General features: G+C 73.0%; 12 protein-coding genes. 3 read left to right on the top strand and 9 right to left on the bottom strand.

Going from position 1 to position 14,659, the window contains the following annotated elements:
- The first annotated feature begins 54 nt into the window (after positions 1–54).
- The gene (locus OG819_RS21505) at positions 55–972 is read left to right on the top strand and encodes a hypothetical protein (RefSeq protein WP_266650869.1); all 918 of its coding nucleotides are present in this window, start codon (positions 55–57) and stop codon (positions 970–972) included.
- Here OG819_RS21505 and OG819_RS21510 read toward each other — a convergent pair.
- From OG819_RS21510 to OG819_RS21550, 9 genes are all read right to left on the bottom strand, one after another.
- The gene (locus tag OG819_RS21510; RefSeq protein ID WP_266650870.1) at positions 953–1,558 is read right to left on the bottom strand and encodes a hypothetical protein; all 606 of its coding nucleotides are present in this window, start codon (positions 1,556–1,558) and stop codon (positions 953–955) included. The genes OG819_RS21505 and OG819_RS21510 overlap by 20 nt on opposite strands.
- 109 nt (positions 1,559–1,667) lie before the next feature.
- A complete protein-coding gene (locus OG819_RS21515; RefSeq protein WP_266650871.1) occupies positions 1,668–1,895 on the bottom strand; it encodes a Trm112 family protein in 228 nt (75 codons plus the stop codon).
- Positions 1,892–2,797, bottom strand: a complete 906-nt coding sequence (locus OG819_RS21520; RefSeq protein WP_266652791.1) for a hypothetical protein — start codon at positions 2,795–2,797, stop codon at positions 1,892–1,894. The genes OG819_RS21515 and OG819_RS21520 overlap by 4 nt, the downstream gene beginning before the upstream one ends.
- A 15-nt stretch (positions 2,798–2,812) precedes the next feature.
- Positions 2,813–3,583, bottom strand: coding sequence for a class I SAM-dependent methyltransferase (locus tag OG819_RS21525; protein ID WP_266650872.1), 771 nt, complete (start codon positions 3,581–3,583; stop codon positions 2,813–2,815).
- Positions 3,580–4,986, bottom strand: a complete 1,407-nt coding sequence (locus OG819_RS21530; protein ID WP_266650873.1) for a condensation protein — start codon at positions 4,984–4,986, stop codon at positions 3,580–3,582. Before OG819_RS21530 ends, OG819_RS21525 begins: the two co-directional genes overlap by 4 nt.
- On the bottom strand, positions 4,983–9,494 hold the full coding sequence (locus OG819_RS21535; protein ID WP_266652793.1) for an alpha-(1->3)-arabinofuranosyltransferase: 4,512 nt from the start codon (positions 9,492–9,494) through the stop codon (positions 4,983–4,985). The genes OG819_RS21530 and OG819_RS21535 overlap by 4 nt, the downstream gene beginning before the upstream one ends.
- The gene (locus OG819_RS21540) at positions 9,491–10,270 is read right to left on the bottom strand and encodes a class I SAM-dependent methyltransferase (protein WP_266582342.1); all 780 of its coding nucleotides are present in this window, start codon (positions 10,268–10,270) and stop codon (positions 9,491–9,493) included. The genes OG819_RS21535 and OG819_RS21540 overlap by 4 nt, the downstream gene beginning before the upstream one ends.
- 5 nt (positions 10,271–10,275) lie before the next feature.
- Positions 10,276–11,427: a glycosyltransferase family 4 protein gene (locus OG819_RS21545; protein WP_266414162.1), complete on the bottom strand. Its 1,152-nt coding sequence runs from the start codon at positions 11,425–11,427 to the stop codon at positions 10,276–10,278.
- Between the two features lie 174 nt (positions 11,428–11,601).
- Complete coding sequence (locus tag OG819_RS21550; RefSeq protein ID WP_266624546.1) at positions 11,602–12,579, bottom strand: DUF3068 domain-containing protein; 978 nt, start codon at positions 12,577–12,579, stop codon at positions 11,602–11,604.
- Positions 12,580–12,855: 276 nt separating this feature from the next.
- Here OG819_RS21550 and OG819_RS21555 point away from each other — a divergent pair, with 276 nt between their 5' ends.
- Both OG819_RS21555 and OG819_RS21560 read left to right on the top strand, forming a co-directional pair.
- Positions 12,856–13,008 carry a hypothetical protein gene (locus OG819_RS21555; protein WP_167552120.1) on the top strand — a complete coding sequence of 51 codons (153 nt, stop codon included), beginning with the start codon at positions 12,856–12,858 and terminating at the stop codon, positions 13,006–13,008.
- Between the two features lie 215 nt (positions 13,009–13,223).
- Positions 13,224–14,438, top strand: coding sequence for a helix-turn-helix domain-containing protein (locus tag OG819_RS21560; protein ID WP_266652795.1), 1,215 nt, complete (start codon positions 13,224–13,226; stop codon positions 14,436–14,438).
- Positions 14,439–14,659 lie beyond the last annotated feature (221 nt).

A 14,659-nucleotide genomic window follows, 5' to 3' on the forward strand; every position in this document is an offset into this window, starting at 1 on the left:
TGCCGGAGTTCCCTCGGCGATTGTTAGCCTCCCCGGGGATCAGCCGTTACGAGGATGGAGTCCGCCGTGGCCCGCACCGCCGCCGCCCGCGCACGTATCGCGCTCGCCACCTACCGGCCCGAGGAAGGCGAGGAGAGCGCGGACCGGGATCTGCCCGTGCTGAGGGTGGCCCTGGAGGATGCCGACGCGGAGGCCGTCGTCGCGTACTGGGACGATCCGGACGTCGACTGGGCGGCCTTCGACCTCGTGGTGATCCGGTCCACCTGGGACTACAGCTGGCGGGTGGCGGAGTTCGTGGCGTGGGCCGAGCGGTGCGCGAAGCTGACGCGGCTCGCGAACCCGGCTGCCGTGGTGCGGTGGAACACCGACAAGCGGTACATCGGGGACCTCGCGGAGGCGGGGGTGCCGACCGTGCCGACCCGGTATCTCGCGCCGGGCGAGCCCGCCGAGTTCCCCGACGACCGCGAGTACGTCGTGAAACCCACCTCCGGCGCGGGGGCGCGGCTCGCCGCCCGGTACCGGCCCGAGGAGCGGGAGACGGCCCTACGACAGCTGGAGCGGATGCACGACCGGGGGCTGACCGCCATGGTCCAGCCCTACCTGACCAGCATCGACACCGCCGGTGAACGCGCCCTCCAGTTCTACGGCGGCCGCCTCCTGCACGCCAGCCGCAAGGGCGCCGTCCTGGCACCCGGCACGGCCTACGACGCGGACAAGGTGGCGCACCCCCGCCTGGAGCCCTGGCAGCCGACCTCGGCCGAACTCGCCGTCGCGGAGCGCGCGTTGGCGGCCGTACCGGAGCGGACGGGCGGCGCTGAGCTGCTCTACGCCCGCGTGGACCTGGTCGACGGCGACGACGGCAACCCGTGTGTCATGGAACTGGAGCTCGTCGAACCGAACCTGTTTCTGTGGCTGCACCCGAAGTCCGTGCCGGTCGTCGCGGAGGCCGTCGTCAGGGCCGCTCTGCGCTGACGCCCACCCGCTGCAGCAACCCCCACGTGAACTCCGCCGCGCACTCCCGTGGCACCCCCGACGCGTCCGGGGCCGTGAACGCCAGGCCCCAGCGGGTCGGGGCCGTGCCCTCCAGGGGGCGGGCGGGGGCGAAGGCGCGGGCGACCTCGTCGACCGTGCAGGACCAGGGGCGGAGGTCGTCCAGAGTGCGCGGCTCGGCACCCGCGGCACCCGGGGCGCGGACCAGCCACTCGTTCCAGGCGACGCCGTTCGGGGCGACGAGGACCTCGAAGCGGAGGTCGGGCCAGAGGGGGACGGGCCAGAGCAGGGCCTCGCAGGACAGGTCGCCGATCCGGCGGGGGGTGACGGACTCGGGGGCGCCGAGGATCGAGCGGTAGCGGGAGGTCGCCGACCGCGAGCGGGGGGCGTGCAGCATCGCCTGCCAGCGGCGGTTCGCCTCGCGCATGTCCGCGATCGAGACACCCAGCTCATGGCGGGCGTCCTCGACGAGGCCGGGGTTGTGGTCGGCCATGCGGCGCAGCAGGACCAGTTGGAAGTCGAGTGGGGTGAAGGGGCTGGCGGGTCGCTTGGCGGGCATGGGGTCCATGGTCGCGCATCGGGCGGGAGCCCGGTCGGCGGCCGTCCGGGAGGGACAGGTCCTAGGCGGGTGGGGAGGTGGGGAGCGAGCCGGGCGGTCCAGGTCCTCGTCGCCCTCGTCACGGGGCCATCCGCTTGAGGAGTTCCTCGTGCTCGTCCTCCGTGACCTGCTCCCCGGAGGACGGCAGCAGCTGCGGGATGCCGTCCACGATCGGATAGCGGCGGCGCAGACGCGGGTTGTACAGCGCCTCCCCAGTGCTCTGCGCCTCGTCCGCCGCGAGCAGGTGCAGTGGGCCCTTGTCCAGCGGGCAGGCCAGGATCTTCAGCAGGGGGTCGTCGGGGTTCATGGTGGCGTCAACTCCTTGGCCACGGTGGAGGATGGGGGTGCCGCGTCATGCTTGGGCATGACCAGCAGCACGGACACCGCGAGGGCGGTGCCCGCCAGGCGCAGCGTCAGCCGCACCGGGTCGTGCGGCAGCGCCTCGCCGAACGCGAGCGTGCCGAGCACCGCCGTGAACAGGCTGGTCACCGTCGTACAGACCGGCACGATCAGCGAGGCCCGGCAGCGCTGCAGCGCCGCCTGGGACATGACCAGGCCGAACGCGCCGGTGAAGAGCAGGAGATAGGGGTACGGGGAGCGGAGCACGTCGATCACCGCCCCCGCCAGGTCACTGGTCGTCAGATAGCTCGACACGCCCTTGATGGCCAGCGAGCTCACCCCGTACAGCAGACCCACCGCCACGCCGTACTCGACGCCCGTCGTCGGCATCCGGTGCCGGTGCCGCGCCCGGCGCTCGGCGGCGCCGTACAGCCACAGGCCCGCCGCCAGCGACGGCAGGCAGACGGTCAGGATCAGCGGCGCGGGAGCGCCGCGGCTGACCCGGTCGGAGCCCTCGCGCAGGGAGAGGACCACCATCAGCAGGGCCAGCAGGATCGCGCCGAGCGCGTACCGCTCGCGGCCCGACGTCTCCTCGCCGAGCAGCCAGGCGGAGAGCAGCACCAGCAGCACGAGCCCGGAGACGAAGATGCCCTGGGCGGCGGCGATCGGCAGGGTGCGGTAGACGGCGAGCTGGGCGCCGAAGCCGGAGGCCAGCGCCAGTGAACCGCCGATCCACAGCGGGCTGCCGAGCACCAGCCGCAGCAGCCGGGCGGGGTGGCGGATGTCGACCTCGGGCAGTGCGGCGAGCGCGCGCTTCTCCAGGACGAATCCGGTGCTGTACAGGACGTTCGCCAGCAGGGCCGCGGCCACTCCCCACCACATGGGCTACGTCCTTCGGGCGTGCAGGAGCAGGATGGAGGAGAGGGCCGGTGCCGCGCAGGCCAGCCGGTCCAGGGGGCGCAGTGGACGCGGTACGCCGTGGAAGGGCGCCCCGCTCAGTCGTACGACCTCGAAGCCCGCCGCGGTGACGAACTCCCGCAGCGCGCGGGCCGTGTAGAGCCGCAGATGGCCTACGACCTCGCGCCCCGGGCGGCCGTGGATCGCGCGCAGGCTCACCTCCGAGAAGACGGGCTGGACACCGGCGAGCAGCAGGGCGCGGTTGTACCAGGCGGCGAGGTTCGGGGTGGAGAGCATCAGGTGGCCGCCGGGCCGCAGGACTCTGCGGAGTTCGTCCAGGGCGCTGTCCGGGTCCACGAGGTGCTCGATCACCTCGCTGAAGAGGACGGCGTCGGCCGAGGCGTCGGCGAACGGCAGCCCGCCGTCGGTGAGTTCGCCGCGGATCGCGTACGGCAGCCGGGCGTGGGCGCGTCTGAGGGCGTCCTGCGACCAGTCGACGCCGACGAGACGGTGTCCGGCGAGCAGGGGCGCCGCGGTGGCGGCCGCGGTGCCGTCGCCGCAGCCGATGTCCAGCACGGTCCGCGCGCCTGCCGTGGCGGGGCCGAGCGCGGCGGCCAGCATCCGGGCCTGGCGCAGGCTGCGGGGGGTGCCGGAGGCGACGGGGACGCTCGGATCCTCGTAGAAGTCGCGCAGTCCCCGGCGGGCGGGGGCCGCTGCCGTCACCGAGGCAGTGGTCGGGGTCGAGGTCGCGGGTGTCATCGGCTGCCGTCCTCCTGCGTCGCGTGCAGATAGTGCTCGAAGAGGTCGCGGAGGTGGGCGCCGTCGCCGTGGCTGAGCAGGGTGCGCGACCAGCGCAGGGCGACGTGCAGACGGCCCGCGGTGGACGCCGTGGTGACGGTCAGGCCGCGGGGCGTCCGGGCGGGCGCCGAGAACCACACGGCGTGCGCGCGGCCCGCCTCCGTGCCGAAGTCCAGGGCGTACGGGATGCGGCCGATGTTGCTCAGCAGCGTGGTCGACGTCCAGGGGCCGGCAGCGCGGCGCAGGCCCCTGGTGAGGGCGGCGCGCCAGGCGACCGGGACCACGGGGGCGGTCAGGAGGGCCGCGCCGTGGCCGAGCTGGGGCCGGGGCAGCGACTTGAGGGCGCGGGTGCGTTCCGCCGTGCGGTGCAGCAGCTCGCCCATCCGTCCGGCGTCCAGCTCCTCCACCGTGAAGGGCACTTCGACGAGTCGTGTCCCGTTGCCGATGGGCATGTCCGTGCCGCGGGGGCGGTCGTCGACCGGCATCGTGATGCGCAGGGGGCGCGGGCGGGCGCCGTGTTCCCTGTTCCAGTGCGCGATCATCAGGGCCGTGGCCGCCATGAGCTGGTCGTTCACGGTGTACGGGGAGCCCTTGGGGCGGTGCGGGACGCCGAGTTCGGTGACGAGGAGGCCGTTTCCGGGTGAGGGCTCCGGGGTGCCGTGGGCCACGCGGGCGGGCGGGGTCCAGGTGGACGGGGTGTCGACCTGCCCGGCCTTCGCCGCCGCCTCGGGCGGTCGTACCGGGGGTGCGGCCGGGGAGTTGTCCTTGCCGCCGTACAACTGCGCGGCGGTGGCGAGGACGCGGAGGCAGGCGGGGCCGTCGAGGGCGGTGTGGTTGACGGTGAGGAAGAGGACGGTGCCCTTGGGGCGGGGGCCGGTGTGGGGACGTGGCGCGGCGCTTCGAGGCGGCGCCGTACCCACCGCGTCCGTCGCCTCGCTGCCCACCGGCGGGCCCGCGCCGTCGACCACCTCCAGGCGGATGGGCGGCGAGGCGGACAGCGGCGGGGCGGTCAGCAGGGCGCGGGTCCGTGCGTGCTGGAGGGCGCCCGGGCCCGGCGGCGGGAAGGAGACGACCTCCACGTCCGGATCGGGGGTGAGTTCCCACTCGTAGCGGCGGCGGTACCAGGGGCCCGCGGCCTCGCGCATCAGGATGCGGGGGTGACGGTGCAGGGCCTGGGTGAACGCGGCGGTGAGTCGGGCGGGGTCCAGACGGCCGGGGAGGTGGACCTCGATGTGGACGGTCTCGGGTTCCTCCTCCTGGAGACAGTGCCGGGAGACCTCGTCCACGACGGGGAACGGCACGCGGGCGGGGGGCCGGGACGGCCCGTCGGTACCGTCCCGTGCCGGATGCTCGAGCGCGGTCATCGAGGCTCGCCCCTTCCCGTGTCGTCGTCCGCCGGGTTCCCCGCCTTGCGGAAGGCGATCCGTGCGGTGGGCGGAGCGACCTCGCCCGCGCCCGAGTCACCCGCGCCCGCACCCGCGTCACCCGCACCCGCCTCGCGCGGGGCGGAACCCGGGCCGCGTGCGGAGATGGTCGGGCTGGAGGCACGGTCGGGCCCGGGGGCCGGTGCGGGGGGCTCGGCTCCGGTCGGCTCGGACGAGCTGGGTTCGCCGCTCGGTGCCTCCCCGACCGATCTGGTCCCCGTACCCAGTGCGGCCCCGGGGCCGCCGTTCTCGCCGCGGCGGCGTCGCGGCAGGGGTGACGTCGGGGCCTCGGAGCCCGGGACCGGGCCGGAGGCCCGGGGCGCCGGCCGGGTCCCGGGCTCCTGGACGCTCACCAGGCCCGCGAACAACCCGATCAGCGCCAGCAACTGCGCCGCGGGCCCGAACGCGCCCTCGCTCGCGCCCGGCGGTGATCCGGCGCCCGTGGCGGCCGCGATCCCCGCCCCGGCGAGCGCGAGGAACGCGATCGGAACGAGCAGTGCGTGCCGTTTCCACGCGAGCAGCGCCAGCGCGGGGACCAGCAGCGCGAACGGTCCCGCGATGACCACGCCCACCAGCGTGAGCGCCACCGTGCCGAGCCAGAGCCCGGCGTCCGGCGCCGCCGGCTGCGGCTCGTCGGGGCCCGCCTCGCGGCGGCGCCACAGCACGAGGCCCGCGAGCGCCGCCACGCCGACCCCGCCGCCGATCAGCCCGGCCTCGTACGTCGTCGAGGGCTCGTAGGACAACTTGACCGTGCCGCCCGCGCCGGCCGGGATCCGCCAGCCCTGCTGCCAGCCGTCGAGCCGCAGGGGCGTCAGCTTCTTGCCGCCCAGCGTGGCCTGCCAGCCGTCGTTGTAGTTCTCGTACGTCGTGAGGTACGAGGCGGCGCCGGAGCCGACCTGCACCTCGCGGCGGTCGCCCAGCCAGTCCACGATCCGCAGGGTGCGTCCGGCCCCGGCGACGGCCTCGACGGTGCCACGGGTGAGGGTGACGTCCGTGACCGCGAGGGGTCCGGCGTCGCCCGCCTCGACCCGGTGCGAGCCGGAACCGAGATCCAACGCGGTTTCCGAGGAGTCGTCTTGACACAGCGTCAGCTGAACCGGCCGCCGCTCGACGAGATCCCCCACCGTCCCCTTCGCGCTCGTCGCGTACAGCTTCCCGTCGACCGCGAGCGTCGGCCCCTTTCCGCAGGCGAGCGAGAACTCCTGTGTCTCCACGGCCTGCGCGGTGCGGTACTCGGCGAGGGCCGGGAGGTACACCTCCGTCAGCCCGACCGGCAGTTGCAGGTCGGCTCCCGCGACCGGGTTGTGGAGGGTCAGCGGTGCGGTCTCGGTGACGGTGATGTCGAGGTGGTTCGTGGTGATCGGGTCGAAGCGGGCCCAGCCGTTCTCGTCGACCCCGGCCACGGTGTCCCCGTCCGGGGAGCGGATCTCGATCTTCGTCGGGCGGGTGGAGAGGCCGCCCGCCGCGGCCAGGACCATGGACGAGACGGGCTTCTTGTCGGGCCAGCTCAGATGGATCGTCGGCCTGTCCCCGGCGATCCAGGCCGTGGTCAGGTTGCCGTCCGTGAGGTTGCGCGCGTCGAGGCCGGGGCCGAGGTCCGTGGTGGAGTCGGCCGTCGCGACGATCCGGTTCGGCTGTTGGGGCGAGACGTCGTACAGCAGCTTGTCGAGTGCGTCGCCGCTGATCGCGACGGCGCTCGCCTTCACCTCGTACGATCCCGCCGTCGAGGTGGAGAAGGTACGGTGCAGACCCGCCTCCGTGCCCGTGGGGGCGAGGCCGGTGGGGTCGGCGGTGCGGTGCAGGGAGACGATCTCGGCGGAGGCGTCCGACCCCGCGGCGTCGGTCGGGAGCTTCAGCAGGCGGGTGACCTGGACGTCCGGGAGAGCGATCTCGGAGAAGCCCGCGCCGGTGAGTCCGGCGTGCCGCGCGGTGGAGTCGGTGATCGTCAGTTTCAGCCAGCTCGTGGACCCGGCGGGCGCCTTGATGGACTGGGTCGTGCCGTCGGGTTCGAGATAGCTGGTGGCGGAGCCCTTCTCCGTCTCCACCCGGACCCGGGTCGCAGCGGACCGCATGCCGTCCTGCGGGAGTGGGGTGACCTTGAAGGACTTCGGCATGTTCAGGGACCCCTCGAAGCGGATCCGCAGCCACTGCCCGTTCGCGGAACCGGGCGCGCCCTCCGCCCACGCGGTGTCGGGGTTCCCGTCGAAGGCGTTCACGGGGTCGTACTGGGGGAGGTGGAAGAGCCAGTTGCCGGTGGAGGAGGCGGTCACCGAGCGGGCGCCGCGCAGCTCGGCCACCGTCTGGTGCTGGATGCCCTTGGTCGGCAGGATCTGGTGCGGTTTCTTGCCGGCGTCCTGGGCGCTGTCGCTGTCGTTGCGCTGGTCGGGTGTGTACGTGTACGAGGTGTTGGAGTTGACCAGGCCGAAGCGGGTGTCGGCGCGCCGCAGCCCGTCGCCGACCACCTGGACCGCGGCGGTGCCGAGGCCGGGGTGGTTGTCGCCGGTCAGGACGGCGGGGCGGCCGCGCATCGAGGGGTCGGCGGCCAGCGGCAGCAGCGCCTCGGGGCCGCCGGAGACGACGGCGGTGTCCGCGATGGCGCTCAGCCCTGCCTGCCCGGGGCGCGGCGCGCCGTTGCCCGCCGGTTCGTAGATCTCGACGGCGCGCTCGCGCGGGTAGAGGCCCTCGACCTGGAGCGGGGTGTGGTGGGCGATCCGGCCGCCGGTCACGACCGGTCCGAAGCCGGTGACCCGTTGGTAGCCGGACTGTTCCAGGGTCCGCTTCACGGTCTGTGTCGGGACGTAGCCGACCTGGTCGGGGTCGAGGTCGTTGCGGACGACGACGTAGTAGAGCCCGGCGCGGCTCAGGTAGTCCCCCAGGCCGGGGACGTCACTGCCGGTCATGAGCGCCTGCTCGACGGCGTCCATGGCGCGCCGGTTGCCGGGGGTGCCGAAGGGGACGTAGTCCCGCTCGGCCCAGCGGGAGTCGGCGAGCACGTCGAGGGGCTCGTCGATGGGGGAGCCCCAGGTGTAGAGGCCGTGCGCGGTGGCGGGGACGACGAGGGCACGGGAGTCGGGCGAGTACTTCTTCAGCCAGTCGGCGGTGGTCTGCCAGTACTTGGGGAGCTGCTGGAAGGAACCCGGGTTGAGGATCGATCCGTTCAGGTACGGCCAGGCGAGGCCCGGCAGGACCAGTACGGCGGCGACGAGGGGTGCGTAGCGGCGGCCGCGTACGGGACGGGCGCCGCGTGGCTGTGCCGCGATCCCGACGAGATGCGCGAGGCCGAACACGAGGGCCAGGGCGAGGCCCGTCTGGAACTTGTAGATGTTGCGGAAGGGAACCAGCCAGCCGTTCAGCCAGTCCTGGACCACGCCGTGGAAGGGCGCGCCGAACGCGCCGCCGTACCCGGCGAGGGTGAGGAGCGCGACCGACAGCACGGTCAGGACTAGCCAGCGGCGCTCGGGCATGTCCCGTCTGGCGAGCCCGGCGAGACCCAGCCCCGCCGCGAGCGCCGAGCAGACGATCACGATCACCGAGGCGGCGACGGTCCAGCCGGCCGGCAGCCAGGCCTCGCCGAAGTGGAGGTAGGCGACCCAGTTCCCGGCGCCGCGCAGGGACTCGGTGGCGGACATGGTGGTGGTCGTGGTCGCGGAGGTCTCCACGTACGGGAGGAAGTTCTCGCCGTAGACGCCGAGCAACAGCAGCGGGATCACCCACCAGGCCGTCGCCAGGATCACGCCCGGCACCCACCAGGTGATCAGTCTCCGCTGCCGGGGTCCGCGTGGACGGGAGAGGAGGTACAGCCCGGCGGGGAGCAGCGAGGCCAGGGTCGCCGCCGCGTTCACACCGCCCATGAAGGGGATGACCAGCGCCGAGCGGAGGGCGGCGACGCGGGCGCTGTAGCGCTCGTCGGTGAGGGGAAGCAGGACCCAGGGGAGGAAGGCGCCGGGGAGCGCGGCGGCCGAGGTCGAGCCGACGACGGTCGTGAAGACCGGCCAGAGCGCGTAGGTGACGGCGGCGAGCAGCCGGGAGGAACCGTTCCCGATCCGCAGCCGTTCGGCCAGTCGCAGGGCGCCCCAGAAGGCGACGGACACGACGATCGACAGCCACAGCCGTTCCGCCAGCCACACCGGGAGGTGGATCAGCTTGCACATGCCGTAGAACGGCAGCATCGGCCAGAGGTAACCCGCGTACTGGTCCTGGATGCCGCCGAAGCCGCCCCGGTCGTGCCACAGCTGGCCCAGGTCGGACAGGAACTGCCACGGGTCGAGTACGACACCGAGTTTGGTGTCGAACGTCATGCGTCCGGGGTGCACGGCCAGCAACAGCACGAACACCACGGCCCAGAACCCCAGCAGCCAGCGCCTGGACCGCGGCCCGTGCGGGGGGCCGGACGTGGTCGTCACGGGGCGGACGGCTGCCGGGGGAGGAGCCTGGACCGTGGTCGTCATGGTGGACACCGCCGGAGGATGAGGAGGAGGTTCCAGGTGGCGAACTCCCGCAGCCCCGGCGCTCTGGTGACGGCGGAGGCGAGGAGGGGCCAGTAGCGGGAGCGTGCCGAGACGACCGTGACGTCGTCGCGGGCGCGCACCTGCCGCAGGGTGGGGCCGATGTGCACGGCGAACAGGTTCTCGCCGAGGGTGTGCTTGGCGGGCTTTCCGGTACGGCGGTGATAGCGGGCCCGGGCCCGCTCCGCGCCGAGGTAGTGCCAGGGCGCCCACTCGTGACCGCCCCATGGGGAGAGCCAGTTGGTGAACGAGACGTAGATCAGCCCGTCGGGCCGGGTGACGCGCACCAGTTCGCTCAGGAACGTCTGCGGATCGGCCACGTGCTCGAGGACGTTGGAGGAGAAGGTGACGTCGGCGACGCCGTCCGCGAGCGGCAGCAGATAACCGTCCGCGACGACTGCCGAGTCGGGGGGCTTCGCCCCCAACTCCCTTACGTCCGGCTCGAAGAGATACGCGTGCGCGCCGCGCCGCCGGAACTCCGCGGTGAAGTACCCGCCGCCGCCCCCGACGTCCACGACGGTACGTCCCTCGACGCCGCCGTACGCCTCGACCTGGTCGGCGGCGTCCCGGGCCAGCAACGAGTAGCAGCCCTCGGGGTCTTCCTGCTCGCGCAGAAAGGCCCGGAAGAGTGCGAACGAACGCCGGAAGGAGGGGTCCTTCCATACGGGGGGCGCGTCTTCGGCGGGGGCTCGCCGGGGTATCTCGGGGTCGCCGTCCATGGACGTCACCTCCGCCAGGTGGTGGCCGCCTCCGTGGCCACCGCCCTGAACTGGCGGACCGTGTTGTTCCAGCGGAACTGGGCCGCCCGGTCGCGGGCGGACTTGCCCATGAGGGTGCGGCGGTGGGTGGACAGGGCGAGGGTGCACCAGGCCGCCGCGAAGGAGGACTCACCGCGGGCCAGTACACCCGTCTCGCCGTCGACCACGGAGTCGCGCAGACCGGGCACGTCGAAGGCGATCGCCGGGGTCTCGCGCACGGCCGCCTCCGTGACCACCAGGCCCCAGCCCTCCACGGCGGAGGGGTGCAGCAGCAGCCACGCGGCGCACAGCAGCCGGTGTTTCTCGGCCTCCGTGACATGGCCGGCGAACTCCACACCGGGGCCCGCGAGTTGCTGGAGTCTCTCCCGCTCGGGACCGTCGCCGACGATCACCAGGCGGCCCCCGGTGACCGGACGGACCCGCTCCCACAGCCGCAGCAGCAGATCGATCCGCTTGTACTCGACCAGCCGTCCCATCGCCAGGAACAGCGGTTCCGGCGAGCGCTCGGCGAGCGGCCCCGGCTCCTCGACCCCGTTGTGCACGACCCGGATGCGCTCCCGCTCCACCCCGATCGCACGCAGCGCGTGGGCCGTCGACGGCGAGACGGCGACCAGCAGATTGCGGCGCTGTGCGCCCGCCAGTGCCCAGTGTTCGAGTCTTCGGCCGATCCGCGCGGCCGGCGCCAGCGGTCCGCCGAACCGCATCCGCCACAGGTCCGTGTGGACGTGGTTGACCAGGCACAGGGTGGGGCCGTGATGCCAGAGCGGGGCCAGGTAGGGCATGCCGTTGCAGACCTCGACCAGCAGATCGCAGTCGCCGACCTGACGGTGGAAGGCGGAGCGGGCGCGCAGGAAGTGGCCCAGGTCGCCGCCCGCCGAGACGACCCGGTAGTCGTGGTAGGCCGCGGGCCCGCCGCACACCAGGGTGACCTGGTGGCCGAGCGAGGTCAGTCCCTCGGCGAGCCGGTCGACGAGGATCTCGGAACCGCCCGCGGACCGGTTACCGAGGTCTCGATGGGCGAGGAAGACGATACGGCGCGGCTGTGGGGGGAGCGCCGGGAGGGACTGCGTGTCGCGCGGGACCGCGGCGCGCAGCGGGGAGGGCACGTGCTGGGGCATGGGTGCTCCAACTCGTCTCAGGGTGCGGAACTCAGTGTGGGGGATGCGGGTACCGGCTGTAACGGGAATGTGGGCGGGCTGTGCTCGGGTGGGGGTGGATAGTTTTCGCCCGGCGCTGGGAAGCTGCTACTCACCGAGGTGACAAATTCCGTGCTTTGTGGAGCTGACAGGGCATCACATCGTGAGTGCTGAAGGGGAGTTACCGGGCGAACCGGGATCCCGTCGCCCTCGTACCACCAAAACGCCTCCCACGGCGGCGAGAACGAACCCGATCACACCGGCACCAATGGGCAACGTCTCGCCCAGCAGGCGCAGTTGACCGCTCTCCTTCTTCGCCTGCTTCACCTGGTCCTTCTGGGTGGCCGTGGTGAAGGCCAGCTTGTCGGCGTCCAGGAGCAGCGTCGAGTCGTACGTGGAACCAGGTGCGCGCAGCGTCCTGCGCGGGCCGACCTGGGCGTAGAGCACCCGGCCGGTGCGCTGGTCGACGACCAGCTCGATGCCGTGGTTGGAGTACCACTCCTCGGCCAGTACCTGGGGGCGACCCGGCAGGTCGACGATGCTGCCCGGCACCAGCCGGGTGCCGATCTTCGTCGGGGGGACCGTGCCGGTGAAGCGGTAACCCGTGTAGCCCTGGACCTTCTTGGTGCCCCGGTAGGCCAGGGTGACGGGTGCGCCGAGGGAGTTGTCCCACCAGCGGTACGCGTGTTTCTGCACGTCGAAGGGGAACTTGAGGTAGGCGTCGCCCGCGAAGCGCGGGTTCTCCTGGCAGCAGTGCACCGGCTGGTTGGTCTTCCGGTCGGTGACCCAGCGGTTCGGGAAGAACTCCAGCGCGTCGTACGGGTCGGCCGCGGGCAGCGACTTGTCCGTGTCGACCGTCGTCGTCACGTCCCAGACGGCGCGCCCGCTGTGCTCGCTGTCGGCGACATCGCCTCTGACCTGCTGGGTGACGGTGATCCGCTTGTCGAACAGGGTCTGGACCTGCGCGGTGTCGAAGTAGGCGCCCGTGCCGGTGTAGACGGCGGTCGTGTCGATGTCGACGGGGTTCACGGCGGCCCGCGGTTCCACGTACCACGCGAGCATCGGGGCCAGCACGAGCAGAAAGGTGCCGAGACCGAGCAGGACCAGTGCGAAGGGTGAGGGTTTCCGGCGCATCCGGGCACTCCAGGGGCGTGAGGAGGCTCGACGCACGGGTGACCACGAGTGACCACGGGTGATACGGGTGATGCAGGTGGAACGCGGCGATACGGGTGCGTCGACACCAGGAGGGAAAGTGCACGTGCGGTATGGGCCGGGAACCGTACGGGCACCCTTGACGGAGTGTCAATGCATTGTCGAGACTGAGGACTTGCCGGACGGGACCGGCGAAACGGGCTGCGCGGATCACGGGAACGGGTGGGGACGACCTCCGACAGAGAGGCTCACCCTGCGATGTCCAGACTGCTCGCCGCCGTACTCACCGTCGCGGCCGCCGCCGCGCTCGCCGTGGGTGCCGCGCTCGGCATCGTCGCGCTGCTCGACGCGACCCCCGACCAGCCGAACACCCCACTGATCACATACGAACATGCCGACCAGGAGCACTGACCGTGCCCAGCCGCAGGGGCGCGCCGGTGTCGAGAGGGGACGCGAGTCTCCCCTGCTTGGACGAGGCCGAGAGCGTGGGGGAGCGCGCGGGCCCCGACGAACCCGACCGACCCGGCGAAGGACCCGCTGAGCACGGCCACCCTCCCCGCACCGGCGGTAGCGCCCCGGAGGCGGAGGCGGACGCGGAAGCGCAGGCCGGACACGGAGCCGTCGGCGTGCGCTCGGCCTGGCACGACGTTCCCCGCCCTCAGGTGCGGCGGTTCGCGGCGATCGCCCTGGCCGAGGCGCCGGATCTCGCCGAGGAGATCCTCCGGGAGATCCGCCGCGAGTACCCGAACCTGCCCCTCGTCGTCGACGACTCCGGTGAGCCGATGGCCCTCGTCGGCATCCGCCGGGCCATCGAGGTCTTCGTGCAGCACCTGGAGACGGCGGAGGGCCGGCCCCGCGTCCACCCCGAGGTCTTCCAGGAGTTCGGCCGCGGCGAGGGACTGCACGGGCGCAGCCTCGACTCGCTTCAGGCGATCTACCGGCTGGGCGTCCGCCTCGCCTGGCGCCGGTTCGCGGAGATCGGGCAGCGGGTCGAGATCCCGCCGCCGGCGATGTACGAGCTCGTCGACGCGGGATACGAGTACCTGGACGGTCTGGTGGATCAATCCGTACGGGGTTACGCCGAGGCCGCCGCCCGGCAGGCGGGGGAGCGCCTGCGCCTCCAGCGCCGTCTGATGGAGCTGCTGCTCGCCGAGCACCACCGGAGCGACCCCGCCGAGGCGCTCGTCGAGCGGGCCGCGCGGATCGGCTGGCCACTGCCGGACAAAGTCGCCGTCGGGGTGTTGCTGCGGCCGGCCCGGGAGGCCGTGGCGCCCGCCGTGGGGCAGGGGGTGCTGCTCGACATGGAGTACGAGCAGCCGCGGATGGTCGTGCCCGAGCCGGACGCCGCCGGGCGCCCGGAACTGCTGCACCGGGCGCTGACCGGGTGGTCCGGGGCGATCGGGCCGCCGGTGCCGCTCGCCGACGCGGCGAAGTCGCTGCGCTGGGCGGATGCGGCGGTACGGCTGATGGAGCGGCGGCTGCTGCCCGGCGGGGAGGTGCTCCACTGCACCGAGCACACCGAGGCCCTGGTGCTCCTCCAGCCCGAGGAGCTGATCGACGATCTCGCCCTGCGCTGCCTCGCGCCGCTCGGGCACTGCGGGCCGACGCACGGACGGCGTCTCGCGGAGACGTTGCTGGCGTGGCTGGAGACGCGCGGGGGTGCGCCGGAGGTCGCCGCGCGGCTCGGTGTCCACCCCCAGACCGTCCGTTACCGCCTCCGTCAGATCAGGGAGCTGTGGGGTGACGAGATCGACGACCCGGACCGGCGGTTCGAGCTGGAGCTGGTACTCCGGGCGCAACGCCTCAGGGGTGAACTCGGGGACCCGCGCCCCCGCCGCTGACCTCCCGCGCCCCTTCCCCACCCCTTCCCCACCCCCGTCACCCACCGCACCCCCGTCACCCACCGCACCCTCGACACCGCACCCTCGACACCGCACCCTCGACACCTCACCCCCGACACCTCACCCCCGACACCTCACCCCCGACACCTCACCCCCGACACCTCACCCCCGACACCCCACCCCCGACACCTCACCGTTGCCCACCCATTGCCCGCCCAAGA

Origin of the sequence: Streptomyces sp. NBC_01549 (assembly GCF_026339955.1) — a bacterium.
GTDB lineage: Bacteria > Actinomycetota > Actinomycetes > Streptomycetales > Streptomycetaceae > Streptomyces.

Bases quoted from the DNA above. Each gene is read 5' to 3' on its own strand.
- OG819_RS21535 (WP_266652793.1), bottom strand. From the start codon at position 9,494: ATGACGACCACGGTCCAGGCTCCTCCCCCGGCAGCCGTCCGCCCCGTG.
- OG819_RS21510 (WP_266650870.1), bottom strand. From the start codon at position 1,558: ATGGACCCCATGCCCGCCAAGCGACCCGCCAGCCCCTTCACCCCACTC.
- OG819_RS21545 (WP_266414162.1), bottom strand. From the start codon at position 11,427: ATGCCCCAGCACGTGCCCTCCCCGCTGCGCGCCGCGGTCCCGCGCGAC.
- OG819_RS21540 (WP_266582342.1), bottom strand. From the start codon at position 10,270: ATGGACGGCGACCCCGAGATACCCCGGCGAGCCCCCGCCGAAGACGCG.
- OG819_RS21550 (WP_266624546.1), bottom strand. From the start codon at position 12,579: ATGCGCCGGAAACCCTCACCCTTCGCACTGGTCCTGCTCGGTCTCGGC.
- OG819_RS21525 (WP_266650872.1), bottom strand. From the start codon at position 3,583: ATGACACCCGCGACCTCGACCCCGACCACTGCCTCGGTGACGGCAGCG.
- OG819_RS21505 (WP_266650869.1), top strand. From the start codon at position 55: ATGGAGTCCGCCGTGGCCCGCACCGCCGCCGCCCGCGCACGTATCGCG.
- OG819_RS21530 (WP_266650873.1), bottom strand. From the start codon at position 4,986: ATGACCGCGCTCGAGCATCCGGCACGGGACGGTACCGACGGGCCGTCC.
- OG819_RS21515 (WP_266650871.1), bottom strand. From the start codon at position 1,895: ATGAACCCCGACGACCCCCTGCTGAAGATCCTGGCCTGCCCGCTGGAC.
- OG819_RS21555 (WP_167552120.1), top strand. From the start codon at position 12,856: ATGTCCAGACTGCTCGCCGCCGTACTCACCGTCGCGGCCGCCGCCGCG.